The sequence below is a fragment of the Pseudomonas izuensis genome (assembly GCF_009861505.1).
Taxonomy (GTDB): domain Bacteria; phylum Pseudomonadota; class Gammaproteobacteria; order Pseudomonadales; family Pseudomonadaceae; genus Aquipseudomonas; species Aquipseudomonas izuensis.
In genome coordinates this window covers 36,957-54,601 of record NZ_WTFT01000003.1, presented here as the reverse complement: position 1 = coordinate 54,601, position 17,645 = coordinate 36,957, and the positions used below count along the sequence as shown (strand labels likewise).

Below are 17,645 nucleotides of genomic sequence, written 5' to 3'. Positions count from 1 at the left end.
AAGCCTTAGGCTGAAGTGGGCATTGGGCACAGGATTTCGCGGCTCTATAGGCGTAGCACAAGTTAGCCATGAGTCCCTGGCAGATCGATTTGGGCATCCAGCAAGGCCATGAAAGCCCGTGCTGCATTCGATAGCGTCCGTTCTGTGTGCAGGATATAGCCTAGCTGGCGAGACAGTTGTATGCCCGGCAGCGGTATTCGTGCAACTTGTTCATCAAGCATGGTGCGCGGCAAGACGCTCCAGGCCAGGCCAATTGACACCATCATCTTGATGGTTTCCAGGTAATTGGTGCTCATGGCGATATTCGGCGTCAGGCCCTGGGCCTCGAACAGTCGCTGGACGATATGGTGGGTAAAGGTGTTTCCGCCAGGGAACACCGCTGGATGGCGGGCGATGTCTGCCAGGCTGACCTTGCCGTTGTTGAGCAGCGAATGCTCCGGGGCGACCACGAAATCCAGCGGGTCATCCCACACTGGCTTGGCCTTGACCAGCGCGTGGGGCTCCGGTGCCAGGGTGATGACCGCCAGTTCGGCGCGGCCATGCAGGATTTCCTCGTAGGCCACTTCCGAATCGAGAAACTGAATGTCCAGCGCGACGTCAGGGAAGCGTCGTGTGTACTCCCTTAATAACGGTGGCAATCGATGCAGGCCGATGTGGTGACTGGTGGCCAGGGTCAGACGACCGGTCACTTCGCCGGTGAGGTTGGTCAGGGCGCGGCGCGTATCATCAAGGACGTTCAGGATCTGGTAGGCGCGGGGCAGCAGGGCGCGACCGGCCTCGGTCAGCCCCACCTCACGACCCAGTCGATCGAACAATCGCACCTTCAATTGTTGCTCCAGCCCGGCGATGCGTTTGCTGATCGCCGGCTGGGTCAGGTGCAGGCGTTCGCCCGCGCCGGAGAAGCTTCCGGTCTCGGCGATGGCGATAAAGGCATTGAGATTGGCCAGGTCCATGGATGTATTCCAGTTGGTTATTCAAAGCATAAAAAATATGAATTTGAGTTATTCAATGTAACCCCATAGGATCAGCCTCACAAGCCAAAGGGTTATTGAAATCGTCAAGGCCCGGGGCATAGAAACAAGCTGATGAGGAAACCGTCTGATGGCCGGCAAAACGCTCTACGACAAGCTCTGGGATTCGCATTTGGTCAAACAGCGCGACGATGGCTCTGCGCTGATCTACATCGACCGTCACATCATCCACGAAGTGACCTCGCCGCAAGCCTTCGAAGGCCTGCGCCTGGCCGGGCGCAAGCCTTGGCGCATCGATGCCAACATCGCGACCCCGGACCACAACGTACCGACCACCCCGGAGCGCAAGGGTGGCATCGCCGCCATTGCCGACCAGGTCTCGCGCTTGCAGGTCCAGACCCTCGACGATAACTGCGACGAATACGGCATCGTCGAATTCAAGATGAATGACGTCCGCCAAGGCATCGTCCACGTGATCGGTCCGGAGCAGGGTGCCACCTTGCCGGGCATGACCGTGGTCTGCGGCGACTCCCACACCTCGACCCACGGCGCGTTCGGTGCCCTGGCTCACGGTATCGGCACTTCCGAGGTCGAGCACGTGCTCGCTACCCAGTGCCTGGTCGCCAAGAAAATGAAGAACATGCTGGTACGCGTCGAAGGCCAATTGCCGTTCGGCGTGACCGCCAAGGACATCGTCCTCGCCGTGATCGGCAAGATCGGCACCGCCGGCGGTAACGGCCACGCCATCGAATTCGCCGGCAGTGCGATTCGCGACCTGTCCGTCGAAGGCCGCATGACCATCTGCAACATGTCCATCGAGGCCGGCGCTCGCGTAGGCCTGGTGGCAGCTGACGAAAAAACCGTGGCCTACGTGAAGGGCCGTCCATTCGCTCCAAAAGGCGCGGAGTGGGACTTGGCCGTCGAAGCCTGGAAAGACCTGGTGTCCGACGCTGATGCGAAGTTCGACACCATCGTTGAACTGGACGCGACCCAGATCAAGCCGCAAGTCAGCTGGGGCACCTCGCCCGAGATGGTGTTGGCTGTCGATCAGAACGTGCCGGATCCGGCGAAGGAAATGGACCTGGTCAAGCGCGGTTCCATCGAGCGCGCCTTGAAGTACATGGGTTTGACCGCCAATCAGGCGATCACCGACATTCAGCTGGACCGCGTGTTCATCGGCTCCTGCACCAACTCGCGGATCGAAGACCTGCGCGCGGCGGCGGTGATCGCCAAGGGTCGCAAAGTGGCATCGACCATCAAGCAGGCGATCGTGGTGCCGGGCTCGGGCCTGGTGAAGGCCCAGGCGGAATCCGAAGGCCTGGACAAGATTTTCCTCGAAGCCGGTTTCGAATGGCGTGAGCCGGGTTGCTCGATGTGCCTGGCGATGAACCCGGACCGTTTGGAAAGTGGCGAGCATTGCGCTTCGACCTCGAACCGCAACTTCGAAGGCCGTCAAGGCGCTGGTGGTCGTACTCACCTGGTCAGCCCGGCCATGGCCGCCGCCGCCGCTGTGAACGGTCGTTTCGTCGACGTCCGTGAATTGATCTAAAGGAGCGCAGCATGAAAGCTTTTACCCAGCACACTGGACTTGTCGCGCCTCTGGATCGTGCCAACGTCGACACCGACCAGATCATCCCGAAGCAATTCCTGAAGTCGATCAAACGCACCGGTTTCGGCCCGAACCTGTTCGACGAGTGGCGCTACCTGGATGTGGGTCAGCCGTATCAGGACAACTCCAAGCGTCCGCTGAACAAGGACTTCGTGCTCAACGCCGAACGCTATCAGGGTGCCAGTGTATTGCTGGCCCGCGAGAACTTCGGTTGCGGCTCCAGCCGCGAACACGCGCCGTGGGCGCTGGAAGAGTACGGTTTCCGCAGCATCATCGCGCCAAGCTATGCCGACATCTTCTTCAACAACAGCTTCAAGAACGGCTTGTTGCCGATCATCTTGAGCGACGCTGAAGTCGATGAACTGTTCAAACAGGTCGAGGCCGATCCGGGTTACCAGTTGCAGATCGATCTGCAAGCCCAGACCGTGACCCGTCCGGATGGCAAGGTGCTGAGCTTTGAAATCGACGCCTTCCGCAAGCACTGCTTGCTCAATGGCCTGGACGATATCGGCCTGACCTTGCAGGACGGCGATGCGATTGCGGCGTTCGAAGCCAAGCACCGTGCGAGCCAGCCCTGGTTGTTTCGCGACGCCTGAGGTTTATGTATTCAGGGCCGGCCCCATCGCGAGCAAGCTCAGCTCCCACAGATTATGTGAACGCCACAGACCCCTGTAGGAGCAAAGCTTGCTCGCGATGACGGCAGCCCAGACAACACAAGACTCAACCCCAAAAAGGAAGTCCCCATGACCAGCACCGCCCAGCACAGTCAGGTAGTCCAGAAACAATTCGGTGAACAGGCCTCGGCCTACCTGAGCAGCGCCGTCCACGCTCAAGGCGCCGAATTCGCGCTGCTACAGGCCGAATTGGCGGGGCAGGGCGATGCCCGCGTGCTGGACCTGGGTTGCGGCGCCGGTCACGTGAGTTTTCACGTCGCCTCGCTGGTGAAAGAAGTGGTGGCCTACGACCTGTCGCAGCAAATGCTCGACGTGGTCGCCGCGGCAGCTATCGATCGTGGCTTGAGCAATGTCGCCACGGTCAACGGTGCCGCTGAGCGCCTGCCGTTCGCCGATGGCGAGTTCGACTTCGTGTTCAGCCGTTATTCGGCGCACCATTGGAGCGATCTTGGCCTCGCGCTGCGGGAAGTGCGTCGAGTGCTGAAGCCGGGCGGTGTGGCGGCGTTCATCGACGTGTTGTCACCGGGCAGCCCGTTGTTCGACACTTACCTGCAAAGCGTCGAAGTACTGCGCGACACCAGCCATGTGCGTGATTATTCCGCGGGTGAGTGGTTGCGCCAGGTCAGTGAGGCGGGGTTGCATACTCGCAGTACCGCTCGTCAGCGGTTGCGTCTGGAATACAACTCCTGGGTCGAACGCATGCGCACACCGTCGGTGATGCGTGCGGCGATCCGCGAATTGCAGCAGTCGATGGGCAGCGAAGTGCGCGAGTATTTTGAAATTGAGGCCGATGGTTCGTTCAGTACCGATGTGTTGGTGCTGTTCGCCGAAAAATGAGCCCTGAACAGTAGACTTTTTCCGGGTGCGCCCAAGGGTGCACCGACTGATGACATGAGGAAAGCATGAGCAAGCAGATTCTGATTCTCCCAGGTGACGGTATTGGCCCGGAAATCATGGCCGAAGCGGTCAAGGTGCTGGAACTGGCCAACGACAAGTTCACCCTGGGCTTCGAGTTGAGCCACGACGTGATCGGTGGCGCGGCCATCGACAAGCACGGCGTGCCGCTGGCCGACGAAACCCTGGAGCGTGCCCGCACCGCCGACGCCGTGCTGTTGGGCGCCGTGGGCGGCCCGAAATGGGACGCCATCGAGCGTGATATCCGTCCTGAGCGTGGCCTGCTGAAAATCCGCGCGCAACTGGGCTTGTTCGGCAACCTGCGTCCGGCGATCCTCTACCCGCAACTGGCCGAAGCTTCCAGCCTGAAGGCGGAAATCGTTTCCGGCCTGGACATCCTGATCGTTCGCGAGCTGACCGGCGGCATCTACTTCGGCGCGCCACGTGGCACCCGTACCCTGGAAAACGGCGAGCGTCAGTCCTACGACACCCTGCCGTACAGCGAAAGCGAAATCCGTCGCATCGCCCGTGTCGGTTTCGACATGGCCATGGTGCGCAACAAGAAGCTGTGCTCGGTGGACAAGGCCAACGTACTGGCGTCCAGCCAGCTGTGGCGTGAAGTGGTCGAGCAAGTGGCCAAGGATTACCCTGAAGTCGAACTGAGCCACATGTACGTCGACAACGCCGCCATGCAACTGGTGCGTGCACCGAAACAGTTCGACGTGATCGTGACGGATAACATGTTCGGTGACATTCTGTCGGACCAGGCATCGATGCTCACCGGTTCCATCGGCATGCTGCCGTCGGCGTCCCTGGACACCAACAACAAAGGCATGTACGAGCCGTGCCACGGTTCGGCACCGGACATCGCGGGCAAGGGCATTGCCAACCCGTTGGCGACCATTTTGTCGGTGTCGATGATGCTGCGTTATAGCTTCAACCAGCAGGCTGCGGCCGATGCCATTGAAAAAGCCGTCAGCCTGGTGCTGGATCAGGGCTTGCGCACGGGTGACATCTGGTCGACCGGTTGCACTAAAGTCGGTACGCAGGAAATGGGTGACGCAGTAGTCGCCGCGCTGCGGAATCTGTAATCTTTCGGGCCCGCTGCAAAATTCAACCATGAAAGCAGCGGTCCACATTTCAAGAAGGTGTAGTTGCGATGAAACGTGTAGGTCTGATCGGTTGGCGCGGTATGGTCGGTTCCGTGCTCATGCAGCGGATGCTGGAAGAGCAGGATTTCGATCTTATCGAGCCGGTGTTTTTCACCACTTCCAATGTCGGTGGCCAAGGCCCGTCCGTGGGCAAGGATATTGCTCCGCTCAAGGACGCTTACAGCATTGAAGAGCTGAAAACCCTCGACGTGATCCTGACCTGCCAGGGTGGCGACTACACCAGCGAAGTGTTCCCGAAGCTGCGCGAAGCCGGCTGGCAGGGTTACTGGATCGACGCCGCTTCCAGCCTGCGCATGCAGGATGACGCGGTCATCGTGCTGGATCCGGTCAACCGCAAGGTCATCGACCAGCAGCTCGATGCGGGCACCAAGAACTACATCGGCGGCAACTGCACCGTCAGCCTGATGCTGATGGGCCTGGGTGGCCTGTTCGAGGCCGGTCTGGTGGAGTGGATGAGCGCCATGACCTATCAGGCGGCTTCCGGTGCCGGCGCGCAGAACATGCGTGAACTGATCAAGCAAATGGGCGCAACCCACGCTGCTGTTGCCGATCAACTGGCCGATCCGGCCAGCGCGATCCTCGACATCGACCGTCGTGTGGCCGAAGCCATGCGCAGTGATGCGTACCCGACTGAAAACTTTGGTGTACCGCTGGCCGGTAGCCTGATCCCGTGGATCGACAAGGAATTGCCGAACGGCCAGAGCCGCGAAGAATGGAAAGCCCAGGCCGAAACCAACAAGATCCTCGGTCGCTTCAAGAGCCCGATCCCGGTCGACGGCATCTGCGTGCGCATCGGCGCCATGCGTTGCCACAGCCAGGCGCTGACCATCAAGCTGAACAAAGACGTACCGATCGCCGATATCGAAGGGCTGATCAGCCAGCACAACCCATGGGTCAAGCTGGTGCCGAACAGCCGTGAGACCAGCATTCAGGAGCTGAGCCCGAACAAGGTCACCGGCACCCTGAACATCCCGGTTGGCCGTCTGCGCAAGCTGAACATGGGTTCGCAATTCGTCGGTGCGTTCACCGTCGGCGACCAGCTGTTGTGGGGCGCGGCCGAGCCGCTGCGTCGCATGCTGCGGATCCTGCTCGAGCGTTGATCGATTGATGCAATGAAAGAACCCGTGCCTTGAAAGAGGTGCGGGTTTTTTTATGGATTCGTGTCGTGAGCCAGACCGCCATCGCGAGCAAGCTTTGCTCCCACAGAGGCAAGCGCACCACAACCTGTGTGGGAGCAAAGCTTGCTCGCGATAGCGTCGGTTCTGTCACCACAGATCCCCATCGAATTGCCTGCATGCCCACCACCCGGTAAAGTGCCGCTCCCCCCGTTTCGCCAGAGGTAAAACCATGAGCCAGTCCTTTGATATTGCCGTGATCGGCGCCACCGGTACTGTCGGCGAAACGCTGGTGCAGATTCTCGAGGAGCGCGATTTCCCGGTCGGCGATCTGCACTTGCTGGCCAGCAGCGAATCCGCCGGCAGTTCGGTGCCGTTTCGCGGCAAGAACGTGCGGGTGCGGGAGGTCGATGAATTCGACTTCAGTAAGGTGCAGTTGGCATTTTTTGCCGCCGGCCCGGCGGTTTCGTTGAGTTTTGCTTCCCGTGCGACCGATGCCGGTTGCTCGGTAATCGATCTCTCCGGTGCCTTGCCGGCAGAAAAAGCGCCGCAGGTTGTGCCCGAGGCCAACGCTCAGGTGTTGGCCGGTTTGAAAAAACCGTTTCAGGTCAGCAGTCCAAGTCCTTCAGCTACCACGCTGGCGGTGGTGCTCGCACCGTTGATGGATTTGCTCGATTTGCAGCGCATCAGCCTGACCGCCAGCCTGGCGGTATCGGCCCAGGGCCGCGAAGCCGTGAGTGAGCTGGCCCGGCAAACCGCCGAATTGCTGAATGTGCGGCCACTGGAGCCGAAATTCTTTGACCGGCAGATGGCCTTCAATCTGTTGGCTCAGGTGGGCAAGCCGGATGAACAGGGCCATACATTGCTGGAAAAGCGCCTGGTGCGTGAGCTGCGTCAGGTCATGGCGTTGCCTGAATTAAAGATTTCCGTCACTTGCATTCAAGCCCCGGTGTTTTTTGGCGATAGCTTTAGCGTGACCTTGCAGTCGGCGAGCGAGATCGACCTGGCCAAAGTCAACGCTGCGCTGGAAGATGCGCCCGGCATCGAGCTGGTCGAAGCCGGCGATTACCCGACGCCGGTCGGCGACGCGGTAGGGCAGGATGTGGTTTACGTTGGTCGGGTTCGCCATGGTATCGACGACCTGTCGGAACTAAATGTGTGGCTGACGTCAGATAACGTACGTAAGGGCGCCGCGCTCAATGCTGTGCAGCTGGCCGAATTGTTGATAAAAGACCTGCTGTAAAAGATACTTGGCAACAAATTTTCGAATGGTTCCGGGTGGGCGTTATGCTTGGCCGGAATGCTGAAGGCGAGTCACCCTGCGGGGCTTTCCGGGGCATGCACGAAACAATCGCGCGCGACGACCCTTCGCCGCCGCGCGCCATGCCTTATGGCAGCGGCATCAACACCTTCTCGCTGGCCGAGGAATGTTCAAACTAAGGATGAGCTATGGTTCAAGTTCGCAAACTGGTGTTAGCAATAGCGGCCGCCTCGGCGCTGTCCTCCGGTATGGCGCATGCCCTCGGACTCGGGGAATTGACCCTGAAGTCGACGCTCAACCAGCCGCTGGTGGCGGAAATCGAGTTGTTGGACGTCAAGGAGCTCACCGCAGCCGAAGTGGTGCCGAGCCTGGCTTCACCTGAAGATTTCGCCAAGGCCGGTGTCGACCGCCAGGCATTTCTCAACGACCTGACTTTCACCCCGGTGTTGAACGCCAGCGGCAAAAGCATCCTGCGTGTGACCTCCAGCAAACCCCTCTCCGAGCCGATGGTGAAATTCCTGGTTCAGGTGATGTGGCCCAACGGTCGTCTGCTGCGCGACTACAGCGTGCTGCTCGATCCGTCCAAATTCTCGCCGCAAACCGCTGAAGCGGCTGCGCAGCCTGCACCGACCCAAGGTACAACGCCGGTCACCGGTGCGAGCAAAGCGTCCCAGTACACCACCACGCCGCGCGATACCTTGTGGGAGATCGCCGCGAAGGCACGTAACGGCGGGTCGATCCAGCAAACCATGCTGGCCATCCAGGCGCTGAACCCGGATGCCTTCATCGACGGCAACATCAACCGCCTGAAAACCGGGCAGGTGCTGCGATTGCCGGATCAGGCGCAGAGCACCAGCCTGCCGCAACCCAAGGCAATTGCCGAGGTCGCTGCACAGAACACTGCCTGGCGCCAGGGGCGTCGCTACGTCGCTAAACCGGGAACGGGTCAGCAACAGCTCGATGCCACCAACCGCGGCCGCGGTGAAACAATGTCTGCGCAAGCCGGTCCGGACAAACTGACCCTGGTCTCTGCCGAGTCCGCAAAGGGACGCGGCAAAGGTGCGGCAGGTGATGCCAAGGCCTTGAACAACAAACTGGCGGTCACCCAGGAAAGCCTCGATACGACTCGTCGTGACAACGCCGAACTGAAAAGCCGCATGGCCGATCTGCAAAGTCAGCTCGACAAGCTGCAGCGCCTGATCGAGCTGAAAAACAATCAGCTGGCCAAGTTGCAGGCCGAAGGCGCTGTGGATGCACCAGCTGCCGCTACTGCCCCGGCCGCTCCGGCGATGTCCGCTGAACTGGCGGCCAGCCCTGCACCAACGCCCGCCGAACCTGTGCCGGCAGTACCGACTCCGGCTGCGCCTGAGACAGCGGCGGCTCCGGTTTCGGCCGAGCAACCCGCCGAGCCGACACCGGCAGCTTCCGACGAACAGAAATTCAACGAATTGCTGACCAATCCATGGCTGCTGGGTATGGCCGGTGGCGGGGCAGTGGTGGTCTTGCTGTTGCTGTTGTTGCTGGCCCGTCGCCGCAAAGCCCAGCAGGAAGCCGAGAAGCACCTGCGTATGGCTCGCGCCCTGGCTGAAGAACAGCCATTTTCCGCTGATCTGGACCTGCCGGAAAGCAGCTTCGAAGGTCTGGAGGTTCCGCCGCCGAGCGTGAAGCGCGCCACTGTGCCGCCACCTGCACCAGCCCCGGCTCCGGCTCCGGCGATTGAGCCGGTTGTGGTGACGGCACCGATCGCTGCACCACTGGTGGCTCCGGCAGCGGAACGTTCCGGCGACGTGTTGGGCAAAGCCCAGTCGCACATCGACGCCGGTCGCCTGAATCAGGCTGCCGCGCTACTGGAAGAAGGTGTCAAGCTAGAGCCGCAGCGCAGTGATGTGCGCCTGAAACTGATGGAAGTTTATGGCTTGCAGGGCGACCGAGATGCATTTGTGGTTCAGGAGCGTCAGTTGGTGGCCAATGGCGACAATTTTGCCCAGGTCGAAAAACTGAAAAGCCGTTTCCCGGCCATGGCGCTGGTCGCTGCCGGTGGTATCGCCGCTGCGGCCGTTGCTGCCGAACTGGATGCGCAATACGTCAAGGACCTGCTGCTGGACGAACCGCAAACACCGGCCCCGGCTGCAATTCCAACCGATGACGATTTCGACAGTGCATTCGATCTGAGCCTGGATGATTTGGAGAACATTACGCCAGCAGCCGTGAGCCCGGCGCCGCAACCGCAACCGCAACCGGAGCCTGAGCCGGAAACTGCAACCCTGGACGAGCTGGAAGATTTCCCGCTGGACGACGACTTGAGTTTCGAGTCGGTGCTGCAACAGCAAACTGAAATCAAGGAAAACCTCGACGATCTGTCAGATTTCGATCTGGACATGGACCTCGGTGGTGAGCCTTCGCCAGCGCTTCTTGCTGAAGACGACTTCCTGCTGGATCTGGATCTGGATGAGGGGGTGAAGGATCTGCCTGTTGCTGAGGCGCCGGCAGTCCCTGAGGTGACATTGGACGATCTGGAGTTGCCCGCTGATTTCGACCTGTCCCTGGCTGACGAAATGGACGCTTCAAAGGCACCGGATGCGTTTGCCGCCGAGCTTGACGACGTCAACGCCGAGCTGGATCGCCTGTCCCAGAGCATCAGCGAGCCAACCTTCACTGTGGACGACGCCCTGGCGACCGTGGATGACGAGCCGGAATTCGATTTCCTGTCCGGTACCGACGAAGTCGCCACCAAGCTCGATCTGGCTCAGGCCTACATCGACATGGGTGACAACGACGGCGCCCGGGACATCCTCAATGAGGTGGTGACCGAAGGTGACGACGGTCAGAAAAGCGAAGCCAGGGAGATGCTTGCGCGTCTGGCTTGATGATATGGCTTTAAACAGGACGGCAGCCCGGTGAGGCTGCCGTTTTTGTTTCTGTCGATGGCGGGGTGGTGTTTGTGAAGGCCTCATCGCGGGCAAGTCGAATCGTCGCACCGCCGCTCCCACAGGTTTTGTGGGCGCCAAAGATCCTTGTGGGAGCGGGCTTGCCCGCGATGAGGCCGGAACAGTCAATGGAGATCCTTCTGGCATCCCCGCCCGACAACCTTATAATGCCCACCTTTGCGTACATCAGCAGGCTGTCCCTCCTTGGCAAACTTAGATAACCCGGCCGCCGAAATGGCGGCTGACGGCTTTTTCCGGATCGCATTGGGCGTTGAATACAAAGGCTCGCGTTATCGCGGCTGGCAGCGCCAGGCCTCCGGTGTGCTCACCGTGCAGGAAACACTCGAAAACGCCTTGTCCAAAGTCGCCGATTCACCGGTTTCGCTGCTTTGCGCAGGGCGTACCGATGCCGGCGTGCACGCCTGTGGACAAGTGGTGCATTTCGATACCCAGGTCGAGCGGTCGATGAAAGCCTGGGTCATGGGAGCCAACATCAACCTGCCGCACGACGTCAGCGTCAGTTGGGCCAAGGTCATGCCGGCGCATTTTCATGCGCGGTTCAAGGCTATCGCCCGGCGCTACCGCTATGTGATCTACAACGATCAGATCCGTCCGGCGCATCTCAACGAAGAAATCACCTGGAACCACCGTCCACTGGACGTCGAGCGTATGGCTGAAGCGGCGCAATACCTGGTAGGCACCCATGACTTCAGCGCCTTCCGCGCCGGTCAGTGCCAGGCCAAGTCGCCGATCAAGCAATTGCATCACCTGCGCGTCACCCGTCACGGCAAGATGATCGTGCTGGATATCCGCGCCAATGCCTTCCTGCACCACATGGTTCGCAACATTGCCGGGGTGCTGATGACCATCGGCGCTGGCGAGCGCCCGGTGGAGTGGATGAAGGAGGTGCTGGAGAGCCGCATCCGTCGTACCGGCGGGGTGACGGCGCACCCGTTTGGCCTGTATCTGGTGCAGGTCGAGTACCGCGACGAGTTCGAATTGCCCGAGCGATATATCGGGCCGCACTTCCTCACCGGTTTCTCCGAACTTGACGGCTGACGCCCTCGAGCGCTTTTGTTACCATCCGGGACTTTCCCGGATTTACCGTGAGGTTTTCTCGACATGTCAGCCGTTCGCAGCAAGATTTGCGGGATTACCCGCATAGAGGATGCGTTGGCAGCGGTCGAAGCCGGGGCCGATGCCATCGGTTTCGTGTTTTACGCCAAGAGTCCGCGGGCGGTGACGTTCCAGCAGGCGCGCGCAATCATCAAAGCCTTGCCGCCGTTTGTCACGACCGTGGGTTTGTTCGTCAACGCCAGTCGCTGCGAGCTGGGGGAAATCCTCGACGCCGTGCCGCTGGACCTGTTGCAGTTCCATGGCGATGAAAGCGCTGAAGACTGCGAAAGTTGGCATCGTCCGTACATCAAGGCGTTGCGGGTCAAGGCGGGTGACGATATCGCCGCCGCTTGTGACGCGTATCCAGGCGCCAGCGGTATCCTGCTCGACGCCTATGTCGAAGGTATTCCCGGTGGAACCGGCGAAGCGTTCGACTGGTCTCTGATACCGCAAGGCTTGAGCAAACCGATCATCCTGGCCGGTGGCCTGACTTCGGATAACGTTGCCGAAGCGGTGGCGCGGGTTCGGCCTTATGCCGTGGACGTCAGTGGCGGGGTAGAGGCGAGCAAGGGCATCAAGGATCACGCGAAGATCAAGGCGTTCATCAAAGCGGCACGCGGATGATGTGACGGCTGGCACACTGCCGCCGTCCACTGCACTGTACAAAACGGCTGAGGATTGATGAGTGGTACGCAGGTCACGCTTCACTGACCCGGCCATCCATCGAACATCGCCGCACACATGAATTTAGCTTTAGGGCATACGCGGGGCTGCGAACCAGAGCGTTCGGGCCGCCGGTACTGGAGAAAGAAAGCATGAGCAACTGGTTGGTAGACAAACTGATCCCTTCGATCATGCGTTCCGAGGTCAAGAAGAGCTCGGTGCCTGAAGGTCTTTGGCACAAATGCCCGTCTTGCGAGGCAGTGCTGTATCGTCCGGAACTGGAAAAGACCCTGGACGTTTGCCCCAAGTGTAATCACCACATGCGTATCGGCGCCCGCGCCCGTATCGACATTTTCCTCGACGTTGAAGGTCGTGCCGAACTGGGTGCGGACCTGGAGCCGGTCGACCGCCTGAAGTTCCGCGACGGCAAAAAGTACAAGGATCGCCTGACCGGTGCACAGAAGCAGACCGGCGAAAAAGACGCGCTGGTGTCCATGAGCGGTACGCTGCTGGGCATGCCGGTGGTGGTTTCTGCGTTCGAATTCAACTTCATGGGCGGCTCCATGGGTGCCATCGTTGGTGAGCGCTTCGTCCGCGCCGCTAACTACGCGCTGGAAAAACGCTGCCCGATGATCTGCTTCTCCGCCTCCGGCGGTGCGCGAATGCAAGAGGCGCTGATCTCCCTGATGCAAATGGCCAAGACCTCCGCGGTACTGGCGCGTCTGCGTGAAGAGGGCATTCCGTTCATCTCCGTGTTGACCGATCCGGTCTACGGTGGTGTATCCGCCAGTCTGGCGATGCTGGGCGACGTGATCGTCGGCGAACCGAAAGCCCTGATCGGCTTTGCCGGTCCGCGCGTCATCGAGCAGACCGTGCGCGAAAAACTGCCGGAAGGCTTCCAGCGCAGTGAGTTCCTGCTGGAGCACGGCGCCATCGACATGATCATCTCTCGTCAGGAGCTGCGTCCGCGCCTGGGCAACCTGCTGGCGCAAATGATGGGCCTGCCGACGCCAAAATTCGTCGCTGCACCTATCGAGCCGATCGTCGTTCCACCGGTGCCTGCCAACCTATGACCCAACGTACCCTTGGCGAGTGGCTCGCCTACCTTGAGCAGTTGCACCCTTCGGCCATCGACATGGGCCTTGAGCGCTCGCAACAGGTAGCGTCCCGCATGGGACTGGGCAAGCCGGCGCCTCGGGTGATCACGGTCACCGGCACCAACGGCAAAGGCTCCACCTGCGCGTTCGTGGCCTCGTTGCTGCGGGCTCAGGGCCTGAAAGTCGGTGTCTACAATTCCCCGCACCTGCTGCGTTACAACGAGCGGGTGCAGGTCAATGGCGTCGAAGCCACTGACGCCGAGTTGTGCGAGGCCTTTGCTGCGGTCGAGGCGGGGCGCGGCGACACTTCCCTGACCTATTTCGAGATGGGCACCCTGGCGGCGTTCTGGCTGTTTCAACGCTCCGGGCTTGATGCCGTGGTGCTGGAAGTTGGTCTGGGCGGGCGTCTGGATACAGTCAACGTGGTAGATGCCGACATGGCGCTGGTCACCAGCATCGGCGTCGACCATGCGGACTACCTGGGTGATACCCGTGAATCCGTGGCCTTCGAGAAGGCCGGCATCTTTCGCCGGGGCTCGCCTGCGCTCTGTGGTGACCTGAATCCTCCACAACCCCTGCTGGATAAAGCGCGCGAGCTCAATTGCCCGTTCTTCCTGCGTGGGCGCGATTTTGATCTCGGGATCACCGAGCACAATTGGCAGTGGCGCGGTATCGACGCCCAGGGTCGTGCGGTCGAATTGCACGATCTGCCCTTGCTCGATCTGCCGATGGAAAACGCTGCGCTGGCGTTGCAGGCCTATCTGCTGCTCGGTTTGCCTTGGGTGGATACGCAGATTATCCAGGCGCTGCAAGCGACGCGGGTGGTCGGTCGTCTTGATCGCCGGCAGTTTGACTGGCAAGGCAAGCGTCTGAATCTGTTGCTGGATGTGGGGCATAACCCCCATGCGGCAGAGTATCTGGCCCGGCGTCTGGCCAGTCGTCCGCCGGCCGGCAAGCGCCTGGCGGTGTTCGGGTTGCTGGCGGACAAGGATCTGGATGGTGTTGTTGACGAATTGAGTGCTAGTGTCGAGCACTGGGCTGTCGCACCGCTGGATTCGCCGCGGGCGCGGCCGGTTAGCGAAATGTACGAATCGTTGCACAGGCGCGGTGCTTCAGTTACGTCTTATGGCAGCGTGGCCGCGGCCCTGGAAGGGCAGTGCGCGCTGGCGACGGGCGACGACGAAATTTTGTTGTTCGGATCATTTTATTGTGTCGCCGAGGCCCTGGATTGGCTGGCCCGGCGCTCCACGGAGGAAGCGGCAGATGGCATTGCTGGATAAAGCCTATAAACAGCGCATGGTCGGCGCCCTGGTTCTGGTGGCGCTGGCCGTGATTTTCCTGCCGATGCTGTTTTCCCGTCAGGATGAGCAGCGTCAGGTGACGGTTGACGTCCCTGCTGCGCCACAAGCGCCTGCGATGCCGCAAGTGCAGGTCGAGCCGGTGGTGGTGCCTGAACCGCAAGCCTTGCCTCAGGAACCGGTGCCGAGCGACGACGAAATTGCCCAGGACATACCGGCAGTGCCGACTGCTCCGGCTGTGCCCGCTCCGGCGCCAATTGCCAAGCCGGTGACACCTGCTCCGGTTCCGGCGCTGGCCGCTAAACCGGCGACAGCGCCTGCTCAGCCGATCACGGCTGCGCCAGGCAAGCCCGACACCACGCAAAGCCGCGTGGACGCCAATGGCCTGTCGGTCAGCTGGTCGGTGCAACTGGCCAGTCTGTCCAATCGTGAAAGTGCGGAAAAACTGCAAAAAACCCTGCGCAGCCAGGGTTACAACGCCTATATCCGCTCTGCCGATGGCAAGAACCGGGTGTTTGTCGGGCCGCTGATCGAGCGTGCCGAGGCCGATCGTCTGCGTGACTTGTTGAACCGCCAGCAGAACCTCAAGGGGTTTGTGGTGCGCTTTCAGCCAGAGCGCGGCTAAATCTATCGCCCTGATTTGAAATGCACTGACAATCGCAGCTTACCGATCAGCATGGGCTCTGCTAAAATGCGCCGCCTTATCCGTCTGTAGGCTGCACTGTGCCATTTACCTGGGTTGACTGGGCGATCGTTGCAATCGTCGCCATCTCCGCATTGATCAGTCTGAGCCGCGGCTTCGTCAAAGAAGCACTGTCGCTGGTGACCTGGATCATCGCAGGAGTCGTTGCCTGGATGTTCGGTGGTTCATTGTCCGAGTACCTCGGCGGGTATATCCAGACACCTTCGGCTCGCGTGATCGCGGGCTGTGCCATCATGTTTGTCGCCACCCTGGTGGTTGGCGCAATGATCAATTATCTGATCGGCGAGTTGGTACGCGTCACCGGGCTATCCGGGACCGATCGATTCCTCGGCATGGCCTTCGGCGCCGCGCGTGGCGGGTTGCTGGTGGTCGTGGCGGTCGGGCTGTTGAGCCTGGGGCCGGTACAACACGACGAGTGGTGGCAACAGTCACAGCTCGTGCCAAAATTTCTATTGGTCGCGGACTGGTCCAAAAACCTGATTCTCGGGTGGAGCAGTCAGTGGCTTGCCAGCGGAATCAGCGTACCCGCTGATATACCGTTCAAGGAGCACCTCTTGCCGATGGCCAAAATGCCTCAGTGAGTTGTGTTCAGTTCAGATCCATTAAGTAGGGGTTGCGTCGCATGTGTGGCATCGTCGGTATCGTCGGTAAGTCGAACGTCAATCAGGCGCTGTATGACGCGCTAACCGTGCTCCAGCACCGCGGCCAGGACGCTGCCGGTATCGTGACCAGCCATGATGGCCGGTTATTCCTGCGCAAGGACAATGGCCTGGTGCGTGACGTGTTCCAACAGCGTCACATGCAGCGTCTGGTCGGCCATATGGGTATCGGCCATGTGCGCTACCCGACCGCAGGCAGTTCGACCTCGGCCGAAGCTCAACCGTTTTACGTCAACTCGCCTTACGGCATCACCCTGGCGCACAACGGCAACCTGACCAACGTTGAACAACTGGCCAAGGAGATTTACGAATCCGACCTGCGCCACGTCAACACCAGCTCCGATTCGGAAGTGCTGCTCAACGTGTTCGCACACGAATTGGCCCAGCGCGGCAAGTTGCAGCCGACCGAAGAAGACGTCTTCGCCGCCGTCACCGACGTGCACAACCGTTGCGTGGGTGGCTACGCAGTCGTGGCGATGGTGACCGGCTACGGCATCGTCGGTTTCCGCGACCCGCATGGCATCCGCCCGATCGTGTTCGGCCAGCGTCACACTGACGAAGGCGTCGAATACATGATCGCCTCCGAAAGCGTGTCCCTGGACGTGCTTGGCTTCACCCTGATTCGCGACCTGGCACCGGGCGAAGCGGTCTACATCACTGAAGACGGCAAGCTGCACACCCGTCAGTGCGCGACCAACCCGTCCCTGACCCCGTGCATTTTCGAGCACGTCTACCTGGCGCGTCCGGATTCGATCATCGACGGCGTGTCGGTGTACAAGGCCCGTCTGCGCATGGGTGAGAAGCTCGCCGAGAAGATTCTGCGCGAGCGTCCTGATCACGATATCGACGTGGTCATTCCGATCCCGGACACCAGCCGCACCGCGGCCCTGGAACTGGCGAACCACCTGGGCGTGAAGTTCCGCGAAGGCTTCGTGAAGAACCGCTACATCGGCCGTACCTTCATCATGCCGGGCCAGGCGGCACGGAAAAAATCCGTACGTCAGAAGCTCAACGCCATCGAACTGGAGTTCCGCGGCAAGAACGTGATGCTGGTGGACGATTCCATCGTTCGTGGCACCACCTGCAAGCAGATCATTCAGATGGCACGGGAAGCGGGCGCCAAGAACGTTTACTTCTGCTCCGCAGCGCCAGCCGTACGCTTCCCGAACGTCTACGGCATCGACATGCCGAGCGCTCACGAGCTGATCGCGCACAACCGTTCGACCCAGGACGTGGCCGACCTGATCGGTGCCGACTGGCTGATCTATCAGGACCTGCCTGACTTGATCGAAGCGGTCGGTGGCGGCAAGATCAAGATCGAGAAGTTCGATTGTGCGGTGTTCGACGGTCAGTACGTCACCGGCGATGTCGACGAGGCTTACCTGAACAAGATCGAACAGGCACGTAATGATGCCTCGAAGGTCAAGACCCAGGCGGTCAGTGCGATCATCGATCTGTACAACAACTGAGTTTCTACCGGCCCTGA

General features: G+C 60.5%; 15 protein-coding genes. 14 read left to right on the top strand and 1 reads right to left on the bottom strand.

The window, feature by feature from the left end; translation table 11 throughout:
- Window positions 1–62: 62 nt before the first annotated feature.
- Window positions 63–953, bottom strand: coding sequence for a LysR family transcriptional regulator (locus GPL81_RS02050; RefSeq protein WP_121102889.1), 891 nt, complete (start codon window positions 951–953; stop codon window positions 63–65).
- A gap of 148 nt (window positions 954–1,101) precedes the next feature.
- On the opposite strand from GPL81_RS02050, the gene leuC reads away from it, so the two are divergent.
- The 14 genes from leuC to purF all read left to right on the top strand — a co-directional run bounded on the left by leuC (window position 1,102) and on the right by purF (window position 17,628).
- The gene (gene leuC / locus GPL81_RS02045; RefSeq protein WP_096512561.1) at window positions 1,102–2,520 is read left to right on the top strand and encodes a 3-isopropylmalate dehydratase large subunit; all 1,419 of its coding nucleotides are present in this window, start codon (window positions 1,102–1,104) and stop codon (window positions 2,518–2,520) included.
- An 11-nt stretch (window positions 2,521–2,531) separates the two neighbouring features.
- Window positions 2,532–3,176: a 3-isopropylmalate dehydratase small subunit gene (gene leuD / locus GPL81_RS02040; protein WP_160104998.1), complete on the top strand. Its 645-nt coding sequence runs from the start codon at window positions 2,532–2,534 to the stop codon at window positions 3,174–3,176.
- A gap of 147 nt (window positions 3,177–3,323) precedes the next feature.
- A complete protein-coding gene (locus GPL81_RS02035; protein ID WP_160104997.1) occupies window positions 3,324–4,091 on the top strand; it encodes a class I SAM-dependent methyltransferase in 768 nt (255 codons plus the stop codon).
- A 65-nt stretch (window positions 4,092–4,156) separates the two neighbouring features.
- Window positions 4,157–5,239: a 3-isopropylmalate dehydrogenase gene (gene leuB / locus GPL81_RS02030; RefSeq protein ID WP_160104996.1), complete on the top strand. Its 1,083-nt coding sequence runs from the start codon at window positions 4,157–4,159 to the stop codon at window positions 5,237–5,239.
- 68 nt (window positions 5,240–5,307) lie between these two features.
- Complete coding sequence (asd, locus tag GPL81_RS02025; protein ID WP_007975660.1) at window positions 5,308–6,420, top strand: aspartate-semialdehyde dehydrogenase; 1,113 nt, start codon at window positions 5,308–5,310, stop codon at window positions 6,418–6,420.
- 247 nt (window positions 6,421–6,667) lie between these two features.
- The gene (locus GPL81_RS02020) at window positions 6,668–7,678 is read left to right on the top strand and encodes an aspartate-semialdehyde dehydrogenase (RefSeq protein WP_160104995.1); all 1,011 of its coding nucleotides are present in this window, start codon (window positions 6,668–6,670) and stop codon (window positions 7,676–7,678) included.
- Window positions 7,679–7,884: 206 nt separating this feature from the next.
- On the top strand, window positions 7,885–10,563 hold the full coding sequence (locus GPL81_RS02015) for a motility hub landmark protein FimV (protein WP_160104994.1): 2,679 nt from the start codon (window positions 7,885–7,887) through the stop codon (window positions 10,561–10,563).
- Between the two features lie 294 nt (window positions 10,564–10,857).
- Window positions 10,858–11,682, top strand: a complete 825-nt coding sequence (truA, locus tag GPL81_RS02010) for a tRNA pseudouridine(38-40) synthase TruA (protein WP_095193691.1) — start codon at window positions 10,858–10,860, stop codon at window positions 11,680–11,682.
- Window positions 11,683–11,745: 63 nt separating this feature from the next.
- Entirely contained in the window at window positions 11,746–12,363 is a 618-nt protein-coding gene (locus GPL81_RS02005) for a phosphoribosylanthranilate isomerase (protein ID WP_160104993.1), read from the top strand.
- 191 nt (window positions 12,364–12,554) lie between these two features.
- Entirely contained in the window at window positions 12,555–13,475 is a 921-nt protein-coding gene (accD, locus tag GPL81_RS02000) for an acetyl-CoA carboxylase, carboxyltransferase subunit beta (RefSeq protein WP_096512553.1), read from the top strand.
- Complete coding sequence (gene folC, locus GPL81_RS01995; protein ID WP_160104992.1) at window positions 13,472–14,779, top strand: bifunctional tetrahydrofolate synthase/dihydrofolate synthase; 1,308 nt, start codon at window positions 13,472–13,474, stop codon at window positions 14,777–14,779. Before accD ends, folC begins: the two co-directional genes overlap by 4 nt.
- On the top strand, window positions 14,763–15,422 hold the full coding sequence (locus GPL81_RS01990; RefSeq protein WP_160104991.1) for an SPOR domain-containing protein: 660 nt from the start codon (window positions 14,763–14,765) through the stop codon (window positions 15,420–15,422). Before folC ends, GPL81_RS01990 begins: the two co-directional genes overlap by 17 nt.
- Before the next feature lie 98 nt (window positions 15,423–15,520).
- The gene (locus tag GPL81_RS01985) at window positions 15,521–16,081 is read left to right on the top strand and encodes a CvpA family protein (protein WP_096512550.1); all 561 of its coding nucleotides are present in this window, start codon (window positions 15,521–15,523) and stop codon (window positions 16,079–16,081) included.
- A gap of 41 nt (window positions 16,082–16,122) precedes the next feature.
- The gene (gene purF / locus GPL81_RS01980) at window positions 16,123–17,628 is read left to right on the top strand and encodes an amidophosphoribosyltransferase (protein WP_095193313.1); all 1,506 of its coding nucleotides are present in this window, start codon (window positions 16,123–16,125) and stop codon (window positions 17,626–17,628) included.
- Window positions 17,629–17,645 lie beyond the last annotated feature (17 nt).

What these genes read in the sequence shown, in the direction of transcription:
- GPL81_RS02050 (WP_121102889.1), bottom strand. Translation starts at nt 953, where the DNA reads ATGGACCTGGCCAATCTCAATGCCTTTATCGCCATCGCCGAGACCGGA.
- leuC (WP_096512561.1), top strand. Translation starts at nt 1,102, where the DNA reads ATGGCCGGCAAAACGCTCTACGACAAGCTCTGGGATTCGCATTTGGTC.
- leuD (WP_160104998.1), top strand. Translation starts at nt 2,532, where the DNA reads ATGAAAGCTTTTACCCAGCACACTGGACTTGTCGCGCCTCTGGATCGT.
- GPL81_RS02035 (WP_160104997.1), top strand. Translation starts at nt 3,324, where the DNA reads ATGACCAGCACCGCCCAGCACAGTCAGGTAGTCCAGAAACAATTCGGT.
- leuB (WP_160104996.1), top strand. Translation starts at nt 4,157, where the DNA reads ATGAGCAAGCAGATTCTGATTCTCCCAGGTGACGGTATTGGCCCGGAA.
- asd (WP_007975660.1), top strand. Translation starts at nt 5,308, where the DNA reads ATGAAACGTGTAGGTCTGATCGGTTGGCGCGGTATGGTCGGTTCCGTG.
- GPL81_RS02020 (WP_160104995.1), top strand. Translation starts at nt 6,668, where the DNA reads ATGAGCCAGTCCTTTGATATTGCCGTGATCGGCGCCACCGGTACTGTC.
- GPL81_RS02015 (WP_160104994.1), top strand. Translation starts at nt 7,885, where the DNA reads ATGGTTCAAGTTCGCAAACTGGTGTTAGCAATAGCGGCCGCCTCGGCG.
- truA (WP_095193691.1), top strand. Translation starts at nt 10,858, where the DNA reads ATGGCGGCTGACGGCTTTTTCCGGATCGCATTGGGCGTTGAATACAAA.
- GPL81_RS02005 (WP_160104993.1), top strand. Translation starts at nt 11,746, where the DNA reads ATGTCAGCCGTTCGCAGCAAGATTTGCGGGATTACCCGCATAGAGGAT.
- accD (WP_096512553.1), top strand. Translation starts at nt 12,555, where the DNA reads ATGAGCAACTGGTTGGTAGACAAACTGATCCCTTCGATCATGCGTTCC.
- folC (WP_160104992.1), top strand. Translation starts at nt 13,472, where the DNA reads ATGACCCAACGTACCCTTGGCGAGTGGCTCGCCTACCTTGAGCAGTTG.
- GPL81_RS01990 (WP_160104991.1), top strand. Translation starts at nt 14,763, where the DNA reads ATGGCATTGCTGGATAAAGCCTATAAACAGCGCATGGTCGGCGCCCTG.
- purF (WP_095193313.1), top strand. Translation starts at nt 16,123, where the DNA reads ATGTGTGGCATCGTCGGTATCGTCGGTAAGTCGAACGTCAATCAGGCG.